Source organism: Paenibacillus massiliensis subsp. panacisoli DSM 21345 (genome assembly GCF_000426545.1).
Lineage (GTDB): Bacteria > Bacillota > Bacilli > Paenibacillales > Paenibacillaceae > Paenibacillus > Paenibacillus panacisoli.
Genome location: NZ_AUFO01000015.1, coordinates 144,724 through 163,202, shown reverse-complemented (window position 1 = coordinate 163,202; position 18,479 = coordinate 144,724). Strand labels below are relative to the sequence as shown.

The 18,479-nt window shown below is 49.1% G+C and carries 15 protein-coding genes and 1 riboswitch; of the genes, 7 read left to right on the top strand and 8 right to left on the bottom strand.

The window, feature by feature from the left end:
• Positions 1-54: 54 nt before the first annotated feature.
• Positions 55-1,596, bottom strand: a complete 1,542-nt coding sequence (locus tag K331_RS0113280) for a DUF4153 domain-containing protein (protein WP_028590686.1) — start codon at positions 1,594-1,596, stop codon at positions 55-57.
• Positions 1,597-1,704: 108 nt separating this feature from the next.
• Between K331_RS0113280 and K331_RS0113275 the strand changes: the two genes are divergently transcribed.
• Positions 1,705-3,534: an ABC transporter substrate-binding protein gene (locus K331_RS0113275; protein WP_028590685.1), complete on the top strand. Its 1,830-nt coding sequence runs from the start codon at positions 1,705-1,707 to the stop codon at positions 3,532-3,534.
• Positions 3,535-3,618: 84 nt separating this feature from the next.
• Here K331_RS0113275 and K331_RS0113270 read toward each other — a convergent pair whose 3' ends face one another.
• The 5 genes from K331_RS0113270 to K331_RS0113250 all read right to left on the bottom strand — a co-directional run bounded on the left by K331_RS0113270 (position 3,619) and on the right by K331_RS0113250 (position 8,934).
• The gene (locus K331_RS0113270; RefSeq protein ID WP_028590684.1) at positions 3,619-4,620 is read right to left on the bottom strand and encodes an asparaginase; all 1,002 of its coding nucleotides are present in this window, start codon (positions 4,618-4,620) and stop codon (positions 3,619-3,621) included.
• Between the two features lie 391 nt (positions 4,621-5,011).
• A complete protein-coding gene (locus K331_RS0113265; RefSeq protein WP_028590683.1) occupies positions 5,012-6,118 on the bottom strand; it encodes a nuclear transport factor 2 family protein in 1,107 nt (368 codons plus the stop codon).
• Between the two features lie 259 nt (positions 6,119-6,377).
• Positions 6,378-7,412: a HAMP domain-containing sensor histidine kinase gene (locus K331_RS0113260; RefSeq protein WP_028590682.1), complete on the bottom strand. Its 1,035-nt coding sequence runs from the start codon at positions 7,410-7,412 to the stop codon at positions 6,378-6,380.
• Positions 7,399-8,094: a response regulator transcription factor gene (locus K331_RS0113255; RefSeq protein WP_028590681.1), complete on the bottom strand. Its 696-nt coding sequence runs from the start codon at positions 8,092-8,094 to the stop codon at positions 7,399-7,401. Before K331_RS0113255 ends, K331_RS0113260 begins: the two co-directional genes overlap by 14 nt.
• Before the next feature lie 216 nt (positions 8,095-8,310).
• Positions 8,311-8,934, bottom strand: coding sequence for a hypothetical protein (locus tag K331_RS0113250; RefSeq protein WP_051289821.1), 624 nt, complete (start codon positions 8,932-8,934; stop codon positions 8,311-8,313).
• A 300-nt stretch (positions 8,935-9,234) separates the two neighbouring features.
• Between K331_RS0113250 and K331_RS0113245 the strand changes: the two genes are divergently transcribed.
• Positions 9,235-10,032, top strand: a complete 798-nt coding sequence (locus tag K331_RS0113245) for a VLRF1 family aeRF1-type release factor (protein WP_028590679.1) — start codon at positions 9,235-9,237, stop codon at positions 10,030-10,032.
• Positions 10,033-10,291: 259 nt separating this feature from the next.
• Positions 10,292-10,813: a GNAT family N-acetyltransferase gene (locus K331_RS0113240; RefSeq protein WP_028590678.1), complete on the top strand. Its 522-nt coding sequence runs from the start codon at positions 10,292-10,294 to the stop codon at positions 10,811-10,813.
• 272 nt (positions 10,814-11,085) lie between these two features.
• Here K331_RS0113240 and K331_RS0113235 read toward each other — a convergent pair whose 3' ends face one another.
• Together K331_RS0113235 and K331_RS0113230 are read right to left on the bottom strand one after the other, a co-directional pair.
• Positions 11,086-12,402: a nucleobase:cation symporter-2 family protein gene (locus tag K331_RS0113235; RefSeq protein ID WP_028590677.1), complete on the bottom strand. Its 1,317-nt coding sequence runs from the start codon at positions 12,400-12,402 to the stop codon at positions 11,086-11,088.
• A gap of 121 nt (positions 12,403-12,523) precedes the next feature.
• Positions 12,524-13,114 (bottom strand): xanthine phosphoribosyltransferase, encoded by a 591-nt coding sequence (locus K331_RS0113230; RefSeq protein WP_028590676.1) that lies wholly within the window; start codon positions 13,112-13,114, stop codon positions 12,524-12,526.
• 183 nt (positions 13,115-13,297) lie between these two features.
• A riboswitch (purine riboswitch) is annotated at positions 13,298-13,401 on the bottom strand.
• A 306-nt stretch (positions 13,402-13,707) separates the two neighbouring features.
• Here K331_RS0113230 and K331_RS0113225 point away from each other — a divergent pair.
• The 4 genes from K331_RS0113225 (at position 13,708) to K331_RS0113210 (ending at position 18,260) form a co-directional block, all read left to right on the top strand.
• Complete coding sequence (locus tag K331_RS0113225) at positions 13,708-14,415, top strand: response regulator transcription factor (protein WP_028590675.1); 708 nt, start codon at positions 13,708-13,710, stop codon at positions 14,413-14,415.
• Complete coding sequence (locus K331_RS0113220; RefSeq protein ID WP_028590674.1) at positions 14,412-15,407, top strand: sensor histidine kinase; 996 nt, start codon at positions 14,412-14,414, stop codon at positions 15,405-15,407. Before K331_RS0113225 ends, K331_RS0113220 begins: the two co-directional genes overlap by 4 nt.
• A gap of 224 nt (positions 15,408-15,631) precedes the next feature.
• Positions 15,632-16,396: an ABC transporter ATP-binding protein gene (locus K331_RS0113215; protein WP_028590673.1), complete on the top strand. Its 765-nt coding sequence runs from the start codon at positions 15,632-15,634 to the stop codon at positions 16,394-16,396.
• Positions 16,371-18,260: an ABC transporter permease gene (locus K331_RS0113210; RefSeq protein ID WP_028590672.1), complete on the top strand. Its 1,890-nt coding sequence runs from the start codon at positions 16,371-16,373 to the stop codon at positions 18,258-18,260. The genes K331_RS0113215 and K331_RS0113210 overlap by 26 nt, the downstream gene beginning before the upstream one ends.
• Positions 18,261-18,479 lie beyond the last annotated feature (219 nt).

Genomic DNA, 18,479 nt, shown 5'->3' with positions numbered 1-18,479 from the left:
GCACAACAGTCAGATATTCTTATGGTTATTTGTTATTTGTTATCCAAGAGACTCTTATTTCATATAATTGAAGGCGACCTCACCAAGAGCTTCTTCCAGATTCCTCATCGCTCGATACTGGGATAGATTGAACGATTGCCAGCCTTCGTGACCCGTTGATGTCATAACATCATATCGGTCCTGCAAGTAGCCTCTCATCGCTGGATATTCCTTCGAGAAATCAATCAGCTTCGGCGTCGCCTCCACCGACAGATTGCTCAAATATACGGCATCAATCCGCCCGGTCTCACGATAGCGCTGGATATTCTTCTCGGCAATGATCTGATCCATTCCGATATAATTCATCAAGACATATGCGCATAGACCGAGTACAATGTAGCATTTGGCCAGAGGAATCTGCTTCCAGCGAATCCGGCAACCAGCAATGACTAGCAGCAAGCCAAGAAAGATCATAAATGCATGGACAAGAAAACGTATATAGGTATACCCATACATCTCCTCGTACAGCAGCAGACGCTGATATCCCGAGTACAGCATGACTCCAGAGCAGGCAAGCAGGACATACAGCATGATCCGATTCATGGACTGTACAACACCTTTGTCCTCTCCACTCAGCAGCATTACAAACAGCATGATGGTGAAGTTAATCGCCGTCACAACGACCAGCTCCAGAAATCCGCTACGCGCATATTCCGCATAGGACTGTCCCTCTGGCAACAGCCCTTGCCCCGCCCCGAACAGGTAGCTGAACTGAATAGCTACGAACAACACATAGACCGTATTGATCGCAATCAGCACAGTGGCTGTAATGATAGGGTCCAGTCTTGGCTTCTCGACATCTGCAGCCCATTCAGCCAGTCTTTCCTCCAATGCATCTCCTGTTCTGGCTTCAGATTCATAGCGCTTGAAGTCAATGAACCCCCACAGATACATGAAGAACAGTAGTCCGAAGAAGATCACCCATAGGAAGCGCGCCGTTCCCTCTCCGAAGCTCACCTGACGGCCCAGCCAGTGCGGCAGCAGTGAGAGAATGTGGTTAAAGCCCCCATCCGCTGAAGATAACAAGGTGACGACAACGATTAGTAATGGTAGCGAAATGAGTAGTCCGATCAACACTTTGCCAAGTGTCCGCTTATGCTCCTCATCCATACTGCGCCCACTCGTGCTTCTCACGACGCGGAAGATAGTAGGAACATGGCGTAGGCTCTGGACGATCACATGATCGAGCGCATCTCCCACCAGCTTCAGCACAGACCAGTCCAGACGGCGTTCACTGAGGGAATAGGCCATATGTATGAAGAACAATCCGGGAATGACCAGCAGATTCAGGACATAAAATACCACATTCGAGAACAGTACATAGGTCAACGATAACAGCATAATCACGGTGAACATCAACCAGCCGAACCAGGTGAATGGACGCAGCTTATCCTTTGCGAATACATACATGTAGCCATACAAGCAGGCAACAAAGATTGGATAAGAGACGGCCGGATCATGACCAAAAAATAAATATTGATGAACAACCGCCAGCACGAATGCGCCTAACAAGGAATATAAGGGACGACGATCGGAATAGAGCCAGGAATTTTCCATTTAAATATTACCTCCATCGTGTTCTATAACCTATTGTAGATGATAAAATAAGAAGATAAAGAGAAGAAAAAAGATGACAAACTTCCTATTTTAGGAGTGAACACGAGGATGAAGTTACACAGCCAATTTCTAAGGCTTCACGCCCGTTATGGGGACAATAATGAAATTTTCGTTACGATGGACGAGCTGGCTGTAACCTTTGACTGCACCCATCGCAATGCGCTCACGATCATCAACCGGATGGTTCAGATGGGCTGGATTCGCTGGACACCGCAGCGCGGACGCGGACGTCGCTCTACATTGACGTTCCTGACCCGACCGGAGGAGATCGCCGTCCAGTCCATGATGCAGGCCATCAATCGTCGCGATATTCAACGAGCCATGGACCAGCTACAATCACACTCTCCGTCGGCTACGTTGCAGGAACGGCTGCAGGGCTGGTTCATGACCTATTTCGGCCGTCACTCGGAGGTTCGCAGCAACAAGCAGATTGATATGCTGCGGTTGCCGATTCGGCAGCAGTTGCATACGGTCGATCCTCTATACATGAATCTGCTGGCCGAATCCTTCGTATCCAGCCATATCTTCGACGGACTGGTTCGCAAGTCGAACACTACTGGAGGGCTGGTGCCTGGCATTGCCCATGCATGGGAGACGGACGCTTCACGCAAGCTGTATACCTTTTATCTACGCAAGGAAGTGCTGTTCCATAATGGTAAAATGCTGACTGCCTATGACGTGGTCTATACGTTCGAACGATTAATGCAGACCTCGCAGCGGATGCTGTACAGCGCAATATTCAAGCAACTGCAATCAGTTCGTGCACTCCATCCCTACATGGTGACCATGGAGCTGAAGGAGCCGAATGAGCTATTTCTGCCTTTTCTGTGTACTAGCCGGGCGGCGATTGTACCCCGAGATCTGGATCAGCTCGGTGATAAGCAATTCGGACAGCGACCGATCGGGAGCGGCCCATTCCAGCTGCGCGAGATGAACGATAATCTGTGTGTGCTGGAGGTGTTCAAGCATTATTATCAGGAACGCGCTCATCTGGATCGAGTTGAAATTGTACATGTTCCCTGGCAGATGACAGAAGGCTCGACTGGTGAAATCAATACCGGGCTAGACATGGAAGCAGGCTCCAATGAGCCACTCTCTCCTTTCCACGTTATTCACAATCCAGCCGTGAGGGATTCCGCTGCCTGGAGTCAGATTCACTCGGATGTATCTGTCCGCAAATTCGTGACCTTCAACACCAAGAAGACCGGACCGCTAAGCGATCCGGCCATACGAGCCGCCATATGGAATTGTCTGGAGAGAGGGACTATGACAGCAGAGAAAGCAGCGCCCGGAAAGGCAGTAGAGACAGAAAAGACAGAAAAGACAGACAAGACTGCAAAGTCAACGAAAACACCAAAGATAGCCGCGCAGCGAAGTGCCGCACCCCCTTCTGATACCAAGGGACAAGCTCTGGAGCCGCTGCGCATTGCTACCATTAATCATTACAAGACGGATGCGGAACAGGTTGCTGCAAGTCTTCAGGCTTGTGGTTATGCCTGTCAGGTCGTCTCTTCCTCGGCTGAGGAATTCAAGGGGCCCATCCGGCTGGAAGCCGACCTGATCGTCTTCTCACTCATTCGGGACCGCGACGAGCAGCTTCGCCTGTACGATCTGTATTCGACCATTAGCGAGCATGTCGAGCCACATACTCGTACAGACATCCGATCCAGGCTGGAAGCCATCATTCGTGAGCCCGACGCAGCTGCGAGAGATACCGGCTTTCGGACGATTGAGGAGCTGCTGATGAAGGAGCATCAGCTGTATATTTTATATGAGCATCCAGTACAGACCGCATTCCTCCCCTCCCTGCGCGGCGTTACCTTCAACAGTCAGGGATGGGTCGATCTGCGGCGGGTATGGTTCCCACCTGAGGCGTGAGGTAATGGGCGATGAGAAGAATAATCTCAGGCCTGATCGGACGCTAGATGATAATCGCTAGCGCCCGAGAAGCTCAGCTTGGCGTCACGAATTCGGAATGGTCACTTCATTCGCATAGTTGGTTGCCATGATGCGGGCAACCTCCTTCGAATCCGTGGACTGACCGAGTGCCCACATCATTTTGGTCACCAGAGCCTCTGTCGTCATATCATAGCCGGGGATAACCCCCTTCTCCAGCACCTTCTGTCCGACCTCATAGATCGTCAGGTCGCCGCCTTCATATGGACATTGTGTCGTCACCGCAATGCTAATACCCGCTTTCATGAGCTGCTCGATCTTGTCGATCAGGCTGCGCTCCTTGAATGGGACACCGCCCATGCCGAAGCCCTCGATGACAATCCCTTGGTAGCCAAGAGCCTGGATCGCATCGAAGATTCCCGGATTCGTGCCCGGAATCAAGCGTAGCAGGAACACGCCAGCCGAGTAGCTCTCATTATATACATGGTCCACGGGTGCAGCAGGCAACAGCCCCTCCGTGAAATCAATCACGCCCTGCTCCACGAGTCCAATATAAGGATAGTTAATGCTCTCAAAGGCATTGTAGCTACGCGTGCGGATCTTCGAGGAGCGCGGGCCGTTGATAATCTTGCCATTAAATACAACGAACACACCCGTTGCTTCACTGCAGGCTGTCACGAAGGAATCAATGATATTCCTTTGCGAGTCACTATTCTCGGCCAGAATAGACACCTGTGATCCGGTCAGTACTACGGGCTTATCCAGCGCACCCAGCATGAAGCTCAGTGCTGAGGCGGTGTAGGCCATCGTATCCGTACCATGAGCAATGACAATCCCGTCGTACTTCGGCAACGAATCTCGTACCAGTCGCGCCATCAGGACCCAGTCCTCTGGCTGCGTATTCGTGCTGTCCATGCTCATAAGATCATGCGCATCAATGTGGCAGATCGTGCGCAGCTGGGGAATCTGCTCCAGAATGTTATCTGCCGATTGCGTCGGGGTTAATCCATGCTCTTGGTGAGAGGATGAAATCGTGCCCCCGGTATTAATAAAAAGTATGTTTTTCACAATGCACTGTCCTTCCGAATAGCCAATATGTTATTCCTCAGCATCCCCTAGTTACCCTCAAGGAAAACACACAGTAGACTTCAGGAGTTACCCTGATTCATACGATATGCGGGGTGTGAGTTGTATGAAAGTAAAATTGACTTCATTATACGGCAGGAGGACTTGAAATGGAACTCAATCGTGCTGTGGCACTAGAGATATACAATTGTAAACAGATATAATGTAAAGAAACCACGTGAAGAATCTGTTGTCAGACACTTCGCGTGGTTGCTATGTTTTCTGCTTGTCAGGCAAATCTGGACTTGTAATTAGCGACTTTGACGCAGCGCTCATCATCCTTGTCCTTGACTTTAATAATTTGTTTTTCTGTAGTCAAACATAGATGGGCTTATTATTTGGTCCAGCTTTCAATCACTTTCACGCTGTCGCCGTCCTTCGCGAAATGCAAGAACTGCATCACATCACCGGCAGTCTTCTCGCCAGTCTTCGTGTCCTGATTGGTAATTCTGTAATGAATGGCGGCCCAATCTCCACTGATTATCATACTATCAAAGCGAATACGCTTTACTTCGGTGGATTCAGAAGCGTTCTTGACGGAAGCCTTGTATTCCTCAAGAGTCATAGTTGTATCATTCGTATGGTACTGCAGGTTGCTGTCATAATAGGAATCTGCGCCTTCCGTCCAAGCATCCATACCTTTATTCCAATTTTCAAAATCGTTCAATATGGCCTGTTGAATCTCCTTAGCCATACCATCTTCGATCGGCGTAGGATAGGTAACAGGATACTTGGCTACAAGATCCGTTGTATCAGGGATCGTCGCATTCACGATGGCATCCAATGCCGCCTGCTGTGCCGCTTTCGCAGCGTCAGTCTGGAAGGTCGTCAGACCAGCAAAATCTGCACCCTTTGTTCCTGCCCAGCCTTCCACAACTCGAGTGCCCAGCTCATCTCCATAGTCCTTGAAGTGCACAAACTCCATCACACTTCCATCCGAAGTTTTTTGGGTCTGTCTGTTGGTCGTTGAAATATCGTAGCGAATCGCAGCCCAGTCACCGGAGATGATCATATTATTGAAGTTGCCCATTTGAATGTCGCTGGACTGCAGCGTCGCATTCATGGAATCCTGATATTCCTTCAAGGTGAGCTTCACACCATGAACGTTGTACAGGGAATCCTCAGTATACAGAATATCGCCCCATGTTTCCCATGCATCATAGCCTCTGTTCCAGTTTTCGAACCCATTCAGCAGCCTATTCTGAATGTTTTTCCCCATTTGCGTGTCAATGGGGGTAGGATTGATGACCGGAAAAGTAGCCGATAGCTCCTCAGTATTATCATAGGAGTCAGAAATAACGACCGCAGACTCACTTGGGATCGAACTTGCCGCGCTCACAGCAGGACCCGAGCCCGTTTTCGCTCCACACCCCACAGCAACAACCATGATGGCCAAGGCTGTCGCACCCGCCACCAACACCTTCGTTATATTTTTGTTCATAATGATTCTCCTCTCATTGATTTCATCAGATTAATAGACTTACTGCCCACCAGACAGTGGATCATCGAACAAGGGTACTTCCTTTCTTGTTGATATTCGTATCTTAGCCTGCGAAGGTTGAACCAAAGTAAAATCAAACCGATTCTTTCATGATAAGTGCGCACAAGCAAAAACAGTTGAAGCTCGAACCTTCACCAAGGTTTGTGCTTCAACTGTTTTTTTTATCTCTATTATATTGAACTCGTTTATACTGCGCTTGTTAGATGGGGAGCTCGATAATAAAGGTACTTCCCTCCTGAGGTGTACTCTCTACATGAATCTTACCGCCACACAGGGAAATAATACGTAAAACAATGGACAGGCCAATACCGTTACCCCGCACAGTGGAGGTTGTATCATGCTGGTAGTATTTCTCAAAGATACGCGTGACGGTTGCTTCGTCCATGCCCACGCCGCTGTCTGAAAATGTAAGCGTAAGCTGATCTGAGGTGCATTTGGCGGAGATTTTGATTTCCCCATATTCAGGCGTGAATTTGATGGCGTTGCTAAGCACATTGATCCATACCTGTTCGATCAGCTCCGCATTGCCCACATAAAATATATCGTCTACATCCAGCTCCAGCTCAATCTTCTTCTGTTCAATTTTCGGCAGCAGCAGGATTACACAACGTTTTATTTGCTCGGATAAATCGAATGCTTCTCTTTCAGTGATGATCTCGCAGGCTTCGACCTTGGAAAGCAGAAGCATGTTATGAGACAGAGCAGACAAACGAAGGGATTGATCGGCAATGACCTGAAGATACTGAATCCGTTCTGGGCTCTCAATGCCATCTCCTGTATCAATAAGGTGTTGGGCAAATCCGGAGATTGAAGTAATCGGCGTCTTGAATTCATGAGAGAACTCATTCACAAAGTTCTGCATCTCTGCCTTTGTGTTTTTCAGTTCTGAGGTCATGCGATTAAATCCATCATAGATCGGTGCATATTCCTCTGCCTTTTTGTTGTCTAACCGAACCTCCAGATTACCAGCGGATACCTCTTGTATTCCAATTAACAGATCACCCATTTTCCGGCGAACGGATCGTAGCGTAAAAAATGTCCCCAAACCGACAGCAATCATCATAAGCGGGATGATAGCCAGCATGGAAAGAGCGTTTTCCCTCGTCATGCCCAGCCAGTATGTAGCGATAAACCCATAGGCCATCACTGCGCCGACAACTACGATTGCATCTGCAATGAGAACCCACCGGAACTGAACCAGCTTAAAGATTTCGCCTTGTTTATACCGTGTCATTGCCGCCTCCCATCTTATGGATGACCGCTTTATATCCCAGTCCCCGAATGGATACCAGCTCGAATTCCTTGCACATCGAGAACTTGTTGCGCAGACGGCTGATATAGGTTTTGATGGTATCGTACTCTGTTTCGGAATCGTAACCCCAAATCTCATCCATCAACTGCTGTTTGGTGAATACGACATTGGGATAGGAGAGAAACTTGTACAGCAGTTCAAATTCCTTGTTTGTTAGTGGAATAGTCTCTTCGTTATACTTAGCGGAAAAAGTGTTCTGTTCCATCAAGAGGTTACCGATCACAATTCGCTTTTCGTTGGCAATCTGTGCTCGCCGTAGCAATGCCTCGATACGCCAAATAAGTTCCTCATAGTCGAGGGGCTTTGTCATGTAATCATCCACGCCTGAGGCAAAGCCCTCCTTTTTGTGAGCAAAGGTGTTCATGGCCGTCAGCATGATCACAGGCGTCATATCGTTGACATTCCGCAGGGACCGCACCAGGTCATACCCATTCATGTTTGGCATCTGAATATCCACGATGAGCAGCTCAATATGTTCGCGATCGAGAACCTCCAACGCTTCTTTGCCATCAGCTGCTTCTTTGATTTTATATAACGGGCTCAGCTTCGCTTTCGTCAAAAGACGCACCATCTCATCATCTTCAACGATAAGAATTGTAATCATACACGCCCTCCTTTTAGATTACTATAAAGCATATCTACGGAAGGTTGAACAAAAGTAAAAGGAATAAAAATATTTATGGATGGGATGCCAAGACCCATATCTTATACTTCTCTAGTCGAATATATCCACTACTTAAGCATACGGTCACATGGTACCAAAGTAGTAGTCCACCCCCCTCCAAGGGAGGGACCTACTTCTTAAGCTCTATTTTGTGCGCTACAATGCTTGAACGGATACAGGACAATTCTCATGGAACTGCGATTGATCCAGTCCTGCGTAATCATACAGATACCCTTCGTAGATGATCTCAAATGCAGGATGACAACCAAAATCAAACGGTGTTACCAGCCCAGATGAACGCTCCCACAGCTGGATTCCTGTCCGTCCAAGTACCTCTGCCACAAATTGCGAGCAAAAAAATGCATTGTCCCGCTCAACGCTAAAGTTCAGCAATACACCGAATAGCCCTACCAGATTGTACCGATAGACACCCTCACGCTCCTCAAAGGCTTCCAGCAGGCGCGCTGTCTTCTCCTTCTGTCCATAACTGACGGGCAGACGAAGCAGCATGCACCTCGTATGTGGAAAGCGCCGATAGACACCCCCATACACGTCCTCGCGGACGAAGCCCGCTACCCACGGATTATAGGGCCGCTTCCGTCCAAAGCTGTATAGATTCTTCAGATTGGCATCCAGCGACAACGACGCATGATTGTATGGTGCCGACGTTACCTGCTTGATGAGCGTGCTGAACCATGTGCCAGTGTCTGTCAGAAGGACATATAGACTGGCCTCATCGCGCTTGTGAATGTGCCGAACCTTTTCCCTATTGTGATTCATTACCGATTCACCTCATTACAACGAACTGAGGCTAATTATAAATTCCAACCCTGCTGCTCAAGAACAGACCTGCGCACGGATTCCCTACTGGACCTTAGGCCAGATTGAACACAGACCTCTGGAACGTTTATAGCGGATTGCACCCTGAAAAATTTTGTCGACTTGCCTCTAATCAACCTATTCCTCCACCATGGTAGTCCAGGCTCTATTTCCCACCATTTTTCCATATATGTATTCTATAACTAGCTTGTTTACTTTTATTCATGTGTGGTAATCAAGCTTAAGGAGGATGATGCATACATGAAATGGATTGATAAGTGGAAGGCCGTTCAGCAGTATGAACAATCTTCATCCGAATGCTTCCTGACCATCTATCTCAATACCGAGACCGCCAATGGTGCCAACGCCGAATGGCCGCTACGTCTGAAGAATGGGCTGAAGAAGCTCATGGAGTACTCTCATTCAGGAGAAAGTCCTGAGCAGCAGAAGACGCTCAAGCGACTCTGTGCCAAGGTCGAGAAGGACATCAACAGTCATCGCACAACGCTAAAGAAAGGGCTTATTGTCATTGCAAGCTCCTCCGGCGATCTGTATTTTCTGGAGAAGCTGCAGGTGCAGCTCCCCAATGCGTTCTACTGGGAGTCTTCTCCCCATCTTGATGAGATGAACGAGGTATTCACTCAATATCCGGCTGCAGGTGTCATTCAGGTCGGCAGTGACCATATCCGGGTGCTGGATACTCTGCTCGGCAACATTCATCAGGAGTATCGCTTCGATTGGGACAGTCAGACGGAGAATTGGCGTGAGCATATCGGTGCCGAGAGCGTCAAGAAAGTGTCAGGTCGAACTCAGAAGGAGAACTACGATGAGCGGATCGCCGTGAATAAACAGCGCTGGATGAAACGAATCATCCCTGTATTGCAGCGTTTCTCCAAGCAAAAGCGTTGGCAGGAGCTCATCTTCACAGGTGAGAAAGCCCTGGCCGCAGAGCTATCCAAAGAATGTGATTTCGCCAAGACAAGAGTCATTTCGAAAAACATGAACGGCGCACCCGCCCATGAGGTGTTGAATGGGGTATACTCAGCTATCCGCGCCTGACCATGTCCCGCTCACTCATGTTGAGCTTCCTTACAGTCATTCGGCCCACACAGGACAAGCCGTCTCCGTGAGCCCGTACTGTAGCCCGTACTGTACATCGTAGAATATGTAGGACGAGTATAGAATACACTAATTCAAGTCCTTCCATGGCTCCGTCAGGGGTCAGGAAGGGCTTTTTGCGTTACAATAAACTTATGGGGCGCGATTCAAAATCATATTTATCACAATCACATTAAAAAATGGAGACGTGACATCCACTATGAATTACACACCATTCACAGAAGTGTATCAGCTCATGGAGCTATCCTTTCCCGAGAGCGAATTTCGTATATTCGAGCACCAACAGCAGCTGCTACTTCATGCCTACTATTCCCTTCATACAGAGCAGGACGCATCCGGTAGAGTTACCGCCCTCCTAGCCGGGTGGAGACTGCCGGGGTTCTCATTCATTGAGCATCTGGCCGTAGACCCCACGCTAAGAGGGGGAGGTGTCGGGGCACGCATGATTCAACAGTTCATACAGGAGAGAGAAGCAGAGGGACCGATTATTCTGGAGGTAGAGCCACCGGAGGAAGAGATGGCTAGGCGACGCATCGGATTCTATGAACGACTTGGCTTTTGTCTCAATGCATTCGACTATGTGCAGCCTCCACTTCGCCAGAATGCGGAAGAATTGAAGCTGCTTATCATGAGCTATCCCTCTCCACTAACGCTGCAGCAGTTCAAGGACTATCGGGCCATTTTGTACAGAGAGGTCTACGGAGTAGAAGCAGCGGAGTAGAGTTGAAGAGACTATGCTAGGTAGCCTAGAGTAAGACAGGCTAGATGAGTCTGGTGCCTCAAAGTTGAGGTGGATTCCATGAGTAAATTGGAATGCCAAGGAATAAAGTGGGACTTATGTGTACTATCAAGTCCTATTTAGCACAAAAAAACGTTGTGATCACAGCCATGAGCCGCAATCACAACGTTTTTATACTAGTACAAGCACAAGCTTCTGTAAGCTTCGTCTATACGTATAAACTTATTAGCTTATTCGTCTATCCGATACGCTCTTTAATTCGTAGCAGGCGCATCTGGAGCTGGCAGATCCGAGGTCGTCACCTCTGGCTCCTCTGCACGATTGCCAAGGAATATATTCAGTACGATCGCTGTAATGGAGCCTGTCACAATGCCGCTTTGCAGGAGCATCTTGAGCCACTCTGGCACCTGATCGAACATTTGCGGTACAGCAGCTGAACCAAGACCCACAGCAATACTGCAAGCTACGATGAGCAGATTGCTCTCCTTGCGCAGATTCACTTCGGACAGGATAGACACACCCGCCGCAGCTACCGAGCCGAACATCACAATCATGGCTCCACCCAAGACAGCATTAGGAATCACCGTCGTTAATGCGGCCAGCTTGGGCAGCAGCCCGAGCACGACCATAATTGCGCCCGCCGCGAAGATTACCTTGCGTGTCTTCACTCGCGTCAAGGTAATGAGGCCAACGTTCTGAGAGAATGCGGTATACGGGAATGCATTCAGAAGGCCGCCGAGCATGATCGCTGCTCCCTCTGAGCGAAGTCCGTTCACAATCTGACGTTGCTCGACCTTCTGGTCGGTAGCTCGCCCAACAGCGAGATACACACCCGTCGATTCCACCATACTGACGATATTCACGATAATCATCGTAATAATAGCCATCACACTGAATTCTGGCTTACCGAAGTAAAATGGCTGTGCAATGCTGATCCAGGACGCCGAGCCAACCGCTTCAAAGCTAACAATACCCATGAAGTAGCCCATAGCGGTACCAACAGCCAAGCCTAGCAGAACGGATACAGCACGCAGGAAGCCTGTAGCCAGTCGATTAACCAGCAGTATAATCACTAGTGTAGCCAGAGCCAGCAACAGATTGCGCGGTTCGCCGAAATCAGGCATACCTTGACCACCTGCTACATTGTTCATAGCTACCGGAATAAGTGTAAGCCCAATGATGGTAACGACAGAGCCCGTCACTACAGTTGGGAAGAAGCGAAGTAGCTTCCCGTATAATGGTGCGAACAGCACGACGAATAAGCCGGATAGTATAATGGCGCCATAGGCCGTCGCAAGGTTCGAGGTTGAAGCAATGGCGATAATCGGCCCCACGGCTGTAAAGGTACAGCCCAATACCACCGGAAGACCGCTGCCGAAATACTTGCTGCGCATAATCTGCAGCAGTGTTGCCAGCCCGCAGGTGAACAGATCTGCTGCGACCAGATAGGCCATCTGGGCAGGAGTCAGCCCCAAAGCTCCACCTACAATGAGCGGCACCGCAATAGCACCGGCATACATTGCCATGACATGCTGGAAGCCTAGTGCGAAAATCTTTTGTCTACTTAACATATTCACGTTCACTTCTCCTCTAATTCAATCGAACTCGCCAGTACTCTTTTTTTACACAGTTACTTATCTTGTACAGTTACTTGCCTTATATAGATATTTCTTTCTTACGACTCAATACGACTCAATGGATGTACATCTCTTCTTCTATGAACTCAATCTGTCCAGGGGACATTGAAGCGATGCGTGCCAGTGAGTGCACCCGAATGCCTCTCTCCTCCAGCAATCCGCGTCCTTCCTGGAAGCTCTTCTCGATGACACAGCCAACGCCAACCAGCTCGGCACCTGACTCCGCCACCATATCCGCCAGACCTACCAATGCAGCGCCCGTAGCCAGGAAATCATCGACGATCAGTACCTTATCCCCCGGGGTCAGATACTTGCGTGCAAGGCTGATTTGATAAGTCTCGCCTTTGGTAAACGAGTGGACAGGTGCAGAGAATACCTGCTCACCTTGTGTGATTGCCTTCTTCTTCTTGGCATAGACAAATGGAACCTGGAGATCAATCGCTGTCGCCATGGCGAATTGAATCCCGCTCGCTTCAATGGTCAGTACCTTGGTAATCTGCTCGTCCCGAAACCTGCGACCGAACTCCCGTCCAATCTCCAATGCCAGCATGGGGTCCACCTGATGATTCAGGAAGGAGTCTACCTTCAGGACCGTATCGGATAGTATCTCGCCTTCCTGGCGAATACGCTCTTGTAATACTTTCATGCTTAAATCTCTCTCCTTCTATGTGCGGTTGTCCAGAAAACGCAAAAAAGGACAGATCCCTTGACGTACTTCGCTCAAGTGAACCTGTCCTTCTGGGTTTTTGTCCCTGTAGGTGTAGCACAGTCATCCTGTGCCCGTATCGCTCGGACCAGCCCTTCCATGCCCACGGCAAAGAAACGGAACCCTAGATACGCTATCACTCATAGTCGGACGATTGCAATGGTCATCCGGTAGAAACTTTTGGGCCATATCCCCAAGATTATATGAGCTTGCATGTTGTCTTGCTTACCTCTCACGAATCAGACAACATGCATATTGACGGTAACATGTATAGTACACCTTCTGCGGACAGGTTTCAAGGATTTTTAGCATACTTGTACAGTCCATACGCTAATGCCCGTCGTAGCAGCTAGTAGAAGGATGCCTCTCACAGCACAACTGTCCGCCCATGATGGACTTGATCGGTACACTTTGCACACGAATGTTATAATGGTCCGTAGATTCATACTGAACATGATCAGTACAATTGTATGATGTACGGTTAAGATATTTGAGTACAAGTACACCTTGCTAAATAAGGAGCGTTCTATGTGATGCAAAAAATTATGATCGTCGAGGATGACCCCAAAATTGCAGAATTGCTGCAATCACATATATCAAAGTATGGCTATGAGGTGGTTCAGCCCTACCGGTTCGAGCATGTACTGGATGAATTCCACATCCATTCCCCTGATCTGGTCCTGCTTGATGTGAATCTGCCCAGTTACGATGGCTATTACTGGTGCCGGCAGATAAGAGCGGTCTCTACGTGCCCAGTATTGTTCATATCAGCTCGTGCTGGTGAGATGGATCAGATCATGGCACTGGAGAATGGGGCAGATGATTATATTACGAAGCCCTTTCATTATGGAGTCGTGATGGCCAAGATCCGTAGCCACCTACGTCGCGCCTATGGAGAATATGCCGCCCAATATACAGAGCAGATCCTGGAGAAAGCCGGGCTACGCCTCTACCCAGAGCGACTGGAATTGAGCCTCGATACTCACACCGTGACATTGACACGCAAGGAATCCGATATTATCGAGAGTCTGATGGAACGCCATCCCCGGGTAGCTAGTAGAGAAGCTCTGCTGGAGAAGCTGTGGGACGACCAAGCCTTCGTAGATGAGAATACACTGAACGTCAATATCACTCGGGTCCGCAAAAAATTCCAGGAGCTGGGCGTCGAGGATGCCGTTGAGACCGTGCGCGGTACAGGGTACCGGCTGAATACCTCCTGGCTGCAGGAGGAGGAGCGATGAGATTATTCCTGCGTGAGCATGCCTTATTGGTAGTAGTGCAATGCCTTCAGTTTGCACTTATATTGTCTATCTATTGGATGGACGGCTACCGTCATCTTCGGCCAGCGCTCTACTCTATCTTCCTTGGAATATTCCTGCTCAGCTGCTATCTCATCTACCACTACATCAGCCGACGTCGCTACTATCAGCGTCTGAGTGAACCTATGCTCAAGCTGGATGCCTCCTTCCGCACCATGGACACAGCACCGATCTCCGAAGCTTTGGAGCTGCTACTGCATACCCAATACAAGCACTACCAGACCCAGCTGAACCATGCCCAGGCACAGCAAAGTCAGCATCTGACCTTCATGGACCAATGGGTGCATCAGATGAAGACCCCTCTGTCGGTCATCGAGCTAACCGTACAACAGATGGATGAGCCTGAGGGAGCGAGCATTCGTGCAGAGCTGGAGCAAATGCGCTCCAATCTGAACACCGTCCTGTACATGGCCCGGCTGCGTAGCTTTGAGCAGGACTTTCACGTCCGATCCGTGACCTTGGCCAAGCTCGTCAACGAGGTGCTGCATGATAACAAGCGATTATTCATTCGCAGTCACGTATATCCAGAGGTTCGTACCCTACAAGACATTCGCGTCGATACTGATGAGAAATGGCTCTTCTTCATGATTTCGCAGATTGTGATTAATGCGGTCAAGTACTCCGCCGGAAAGCATGACAAGGTACTCATTACCTCTGGCGCGAAGGGGAAGCAGGCCTACATCGAAGTCCGGGATCAAGGTGTTGGTATCCCGGCTGCGGATCTTAAGCGTGTCTTCGGCCCGTTCTTCACCGGGGCGAATGGTCGAGGCTTCCGCGAATCTACAGGCATGGGTCTGTATCTGACGAAGGAGGCTGCTGACCGCCTGGATCATCGTATTGAGCTGGAATCCATAGAAGGTGAAGGGACAACCGTCCGCATTCTCTTCTCCTCCTTTCAGCGTGAATCCGCCTGAACGAGTGGAACGAAGCAGGGAAGGAATCCCCAACCTTACACGCATGTAATAAAAGTGAAAGCTGATTCGATGGTTCAGATGAAGACATCAGCACTATACTGTGAACATCTGATAGATGCACAACTGAAAGGTAGCCAGCATAGTCGACGCGATGAGATCCTATTCTGTAATAATAGCTGATCTTGTGGGGCTTATGCGGCATGCTGACGAAAGGGGAGGCTATCATGCTGAATGTCAATAAAGTTAGTAAAATCTATACTGGTAATATCGCTTATCGAGCCTTGACGGATATCGAGTTCACCATTGAGGAGGGGGAATTCGTCGGAATCATGGGACCCTCAGGTAGCGGGAAGACAACACTGCTAAATATGATTGCTACCATTGACGAACCAACAACCGGGAGCATACTGGTGGATGGCCGGGATACAGGGAAGCTGAAGAAGCAGGAACTGGCCCGATTCCGGCGGCGTGAGCTGGGTTTTGTCTTTCAAGACTTTAATCTTTTGCACACTCTTACGGTAGAGGAGAATATGGTTCTGCCTCTCACCCTGGATGGTCACAAGGTGCAGGATATGAAGGAGAAGGCTCGCAAGATTGCCGATGAGCTAGGTATTTCTGGCATCCTAAGCAAGCGCACATACGAAATATCAGGCGGACAGGCCCAACGGGCAGCCATTGCCAGAGCAATGATTCATTCGCCCAAGCTGCTGCTAGCGGATGAGCCTACTGGCAATCTGGACTCCAAATCCGCCCGCGATGTTATGGAAATGCTGGAACGGATCAATCATACGCAGCGCACAACCATGATGCTAGTAACTCATGACGCCATGGCAGCAAGCTACTGCCATCGGGTCATCTTCATCCGTGACGGAAAGCTGTATACGGAAATTAACCGAGGCGATAACCGACAGACCTTTTTCCAAAAGATCATCGATACGCTGTCACTATTAGGGGGCCATGCCAATGACATTTCGTCAATTCGCGTTTAATAATGTCCTCAGGAACAAGCGTCTCTATGCCGCCTATTTCCTAAGCAGTCTCTTCACGGTAATGGTGTTCTTCACCTTCTCGATCTTCGCTTACCATCCGATGCTCAGCGGAGAGAATGTGCATGGCAGTGCCGCTACAGCCCTGTCCTCCTCCAAATGGATCATCTATGTATTCTCCTTCTTCTTCGTGCTGTACTCCATGAGTACGTTCCTGCAATCCCGCAAGCGGGAGTTCGGTCTCTTGATGCTGCAGGGCATGTCGGATGGGCAGCTGCGACGCATGGTCTTCCTGGAGAATATGCTGATCGGCCTCGCAGCCTCAGCAGGAGGTATCGGGCTTGGACTTATATTCGCCAAAGCCATCCTGCTGCTCGGAGAGAACATTCTCCAGCTTGGGGGCAGTCTGCCCTTCTACATTCCGTGGCAGGCTATCACGGTAACACTAATCTCATTTCTGATTCTGTTCGTGCTCATCTCTCTTTTCATTGCGATGGTGCTGCGTAGCGGCAAGCTTATCCAATTAATCAAGAGCAACAAGATATCCAAAGGAGAGCCCAAGGCTTCCCTACTACTATCGCTACTGGTAGTTGCCTTGATTGGCATCAGTTATACGTTATCCCTGAACGCCAAGGGGGTAGAAGTAGTACTTCTGTTGGTTCCTGTAGTCATCATGGTATGCATCGCCACTTATCTATTCTTCACTCAGCTTAGCGTCTACCTGATTCGCAAGCTCAAATCCAAGGAGCATATCTTCTGGAAGAAAACGAACATGCTGTTGTTCTCGGACCTGTCCTACCGCATGAAGGATAATGCACGTACGTTCTTCTTGGTAGCCATTATCTCAACTGTCGCCTTCTGTTCTATTGGTTCATTGTATGGCTTCCGCACGGTGCTGACCAAGCCGCTCATTGAAATAAACCCATACATTTTCCACTATGTATCCAAGCAAGGAGACACTGAGCAGCAGATGCATCTGCAGTTGATCGAATCGACACTTCAACGTGAGCAGATTCAGGCTACGCGAGGCGATGTCCGACTGAATTACTATCAGATCGAGGGTCAAAAACAACCTATCTTGATGATCAGCTTATCAGAGTATAACCGCTTTGCCGGATTGATGCAGGCAGATCCGATCAAGCTTGCGGGCAACGCTCCAATAGTCGTAGGGGCTGATTACGGTTTTGCTGCACCGAAAGATTCCGAGCTGCTGAGCAAGCCGCTCATCACATCATCCAAGCTCACTCTCCGGGCAGAGCAGAAGGTCACATCCCATCTACTGCCGGGTTCACTACACTATCTTATCGTTCCAGATCATATCGAATCGCAGTTAGGCAAGCCAGCCGAGCAAGAGCATTATTATGCGTGGAACGGTAGAGCAGGACAACCCGGCGCTATTGCAGCAGGTAAAGCCCTGCTGGGCACGCTTAAGCAATATGGAGATCAATATCAATTCCTTCCGAGGGACTATCAATTGGACGATACGATCAAGGGCTATGCCCCAATCCTATTCATCGGCTTGTTCATTGGAATTGTATTCTTCGTATCAGCCGGCAGCTTCCTCTACTTCCGTCTCTATAGCGATCTGGATGAGGATAAAGAGAAATTCAAAGCTATTGCCAAGCTGGGACTGAGCAAGCAGGAGCTGAGCCACGTGCTTACACAGCAAATTTCCCTGCTGTTCTTCACTCCCATTGTAATAGCATTAGTGCACGGTGCCGTGGCCCTGACGGCCTTGTCGAACATGTTCGAATACTCCCTATTCTGGGAATCCGCCTCCGTGCTAGGTATCTTCTGTCTAATCCAGTTCGTATACTTCGTCATCGTTAGATATTTCTATATCCGGCAGGTGCAATCCGTGATGTGACCATAATCAACGCAAATAGCCTGAAGCAAAGGATCATGAATCCTGGCTTCAGGCCTTTTATTATAAGGTGGATCGTTACGTGTGTCCTTCTTAATGCGTGTGCAGAGCTACTCATCAGCTGTCACAGGGCAATGATTCAGCTCCTGCTGATGACCCGATGAATGTGAAGCTTAGACTTCTCTACTTCGCCTCATCATGTAAATTCAACCACACTACTCT

What these genes read in the sequence shown, in the direction of transcription:
- K331_RS0113210 (WP_028590672.1), top strand. Translation starts at nt 16,371, where the DNA reads ATGACATTTCGTCAATTCGCGTTTAATAATGTCCTCAGGAACAAGCGT.
- K331_RS0113265 (WP_028590683.1), bottom strand. Translation starts at nt 6,118, where the DNA reads ATGAACAAAAATATAACGAAGGTGTTGGTGGCGGGTGCGACAGCCTTG.
- K331_RS0113230 (WP_028590676.1), bottom strand. Translation starts at nt 13,114, where the DNA reads ATGAAAGTATTACAAGAGCGTATTCGCCAGGAAGGCGAGATACTATCC.
- K331_RS0113280 (WP_028590686.1), bottom strand. Translation starts at nt 1,596, where the DNA reads ATGGAAAATTCCTGGCTCTATTCCGATCGTCGTCCCTTATATTCCTTG.
- K331_RS0113250 (WP_051289821.1), bottom strand. Translation starts at nt 8,934, where the DNA reads ATGAATCACAATAGGGAAAAGGTTCGGCACATTCACAAGCGCGATGAG.
- K331_RS0113235 (WP_028590677.1), bottom strand. Translation starts at nt 12,402, where the DNA reads ATGTTAAGTAGACAAAAGATTTTCGCACTAGGCTTCCAGCATGTCATG.
- K331_RS0113220 (WP_028590674.1), top strand. Translation starts at nt 14,412, where the DNA reads ATGAGATTATTCCTGCGTGAGCATGCCTTATTGGTAGTAGTGCAATGC.
- K331_RS0113240 (WP_028590678.1), top strand. Translation starts at nt 10,292, where the DNA reads ATGAATTACACACCATTCACAGAAGTGTATCAGCTCATGGAGCTATCC.
- K331_RS0113255 (WP_028590681.1), bottom strand. Translation starts at nt 8,094, where the DNA reads ATGATTACAATTCTTATCGTTGAAGATGATGAGATGGTGCGTCTTTTG.
- K331_RS0113260 (WP_028590682.1), bottom strand. Translation starts at nt 7,412, where the DNA reads ATGACACGGTATAAACAAGGCGAAATCTTTAAGCTGGTTCAGTTCCGG.
- K331_RS0113245 (WP_028590679.1), top strand. Translation starts at nt 9,235, where the DNA reads ATGAAATGGATTGATAAGTGGAAGGCCGTTCAGCAGTATGAACAATCT.
- K331_RS0113225 (WP_028590675.1), top strand. Translation starts at nt 13,708, where the DNA reads ATGCAAAAAATTATGATCGTCGAGGATGACCCCAAAATTGCAGAATTG.
- K331_RS0113275 (WP_028590685.1), top strand. Translation starts at nt 1,705, where the DNA reads ATGAAGTTACACAGCCAATTTCTAAGGCTTCACGCCCGTTATGGGGAC.
- K331_RS0113215 (WP_028590673.1), top strand. Translation starts at nt 15,632, where the DNA reads ATGCTGAATGTCAATAAAGTTAGTAAAATCTATACTGGTAATATCGCT.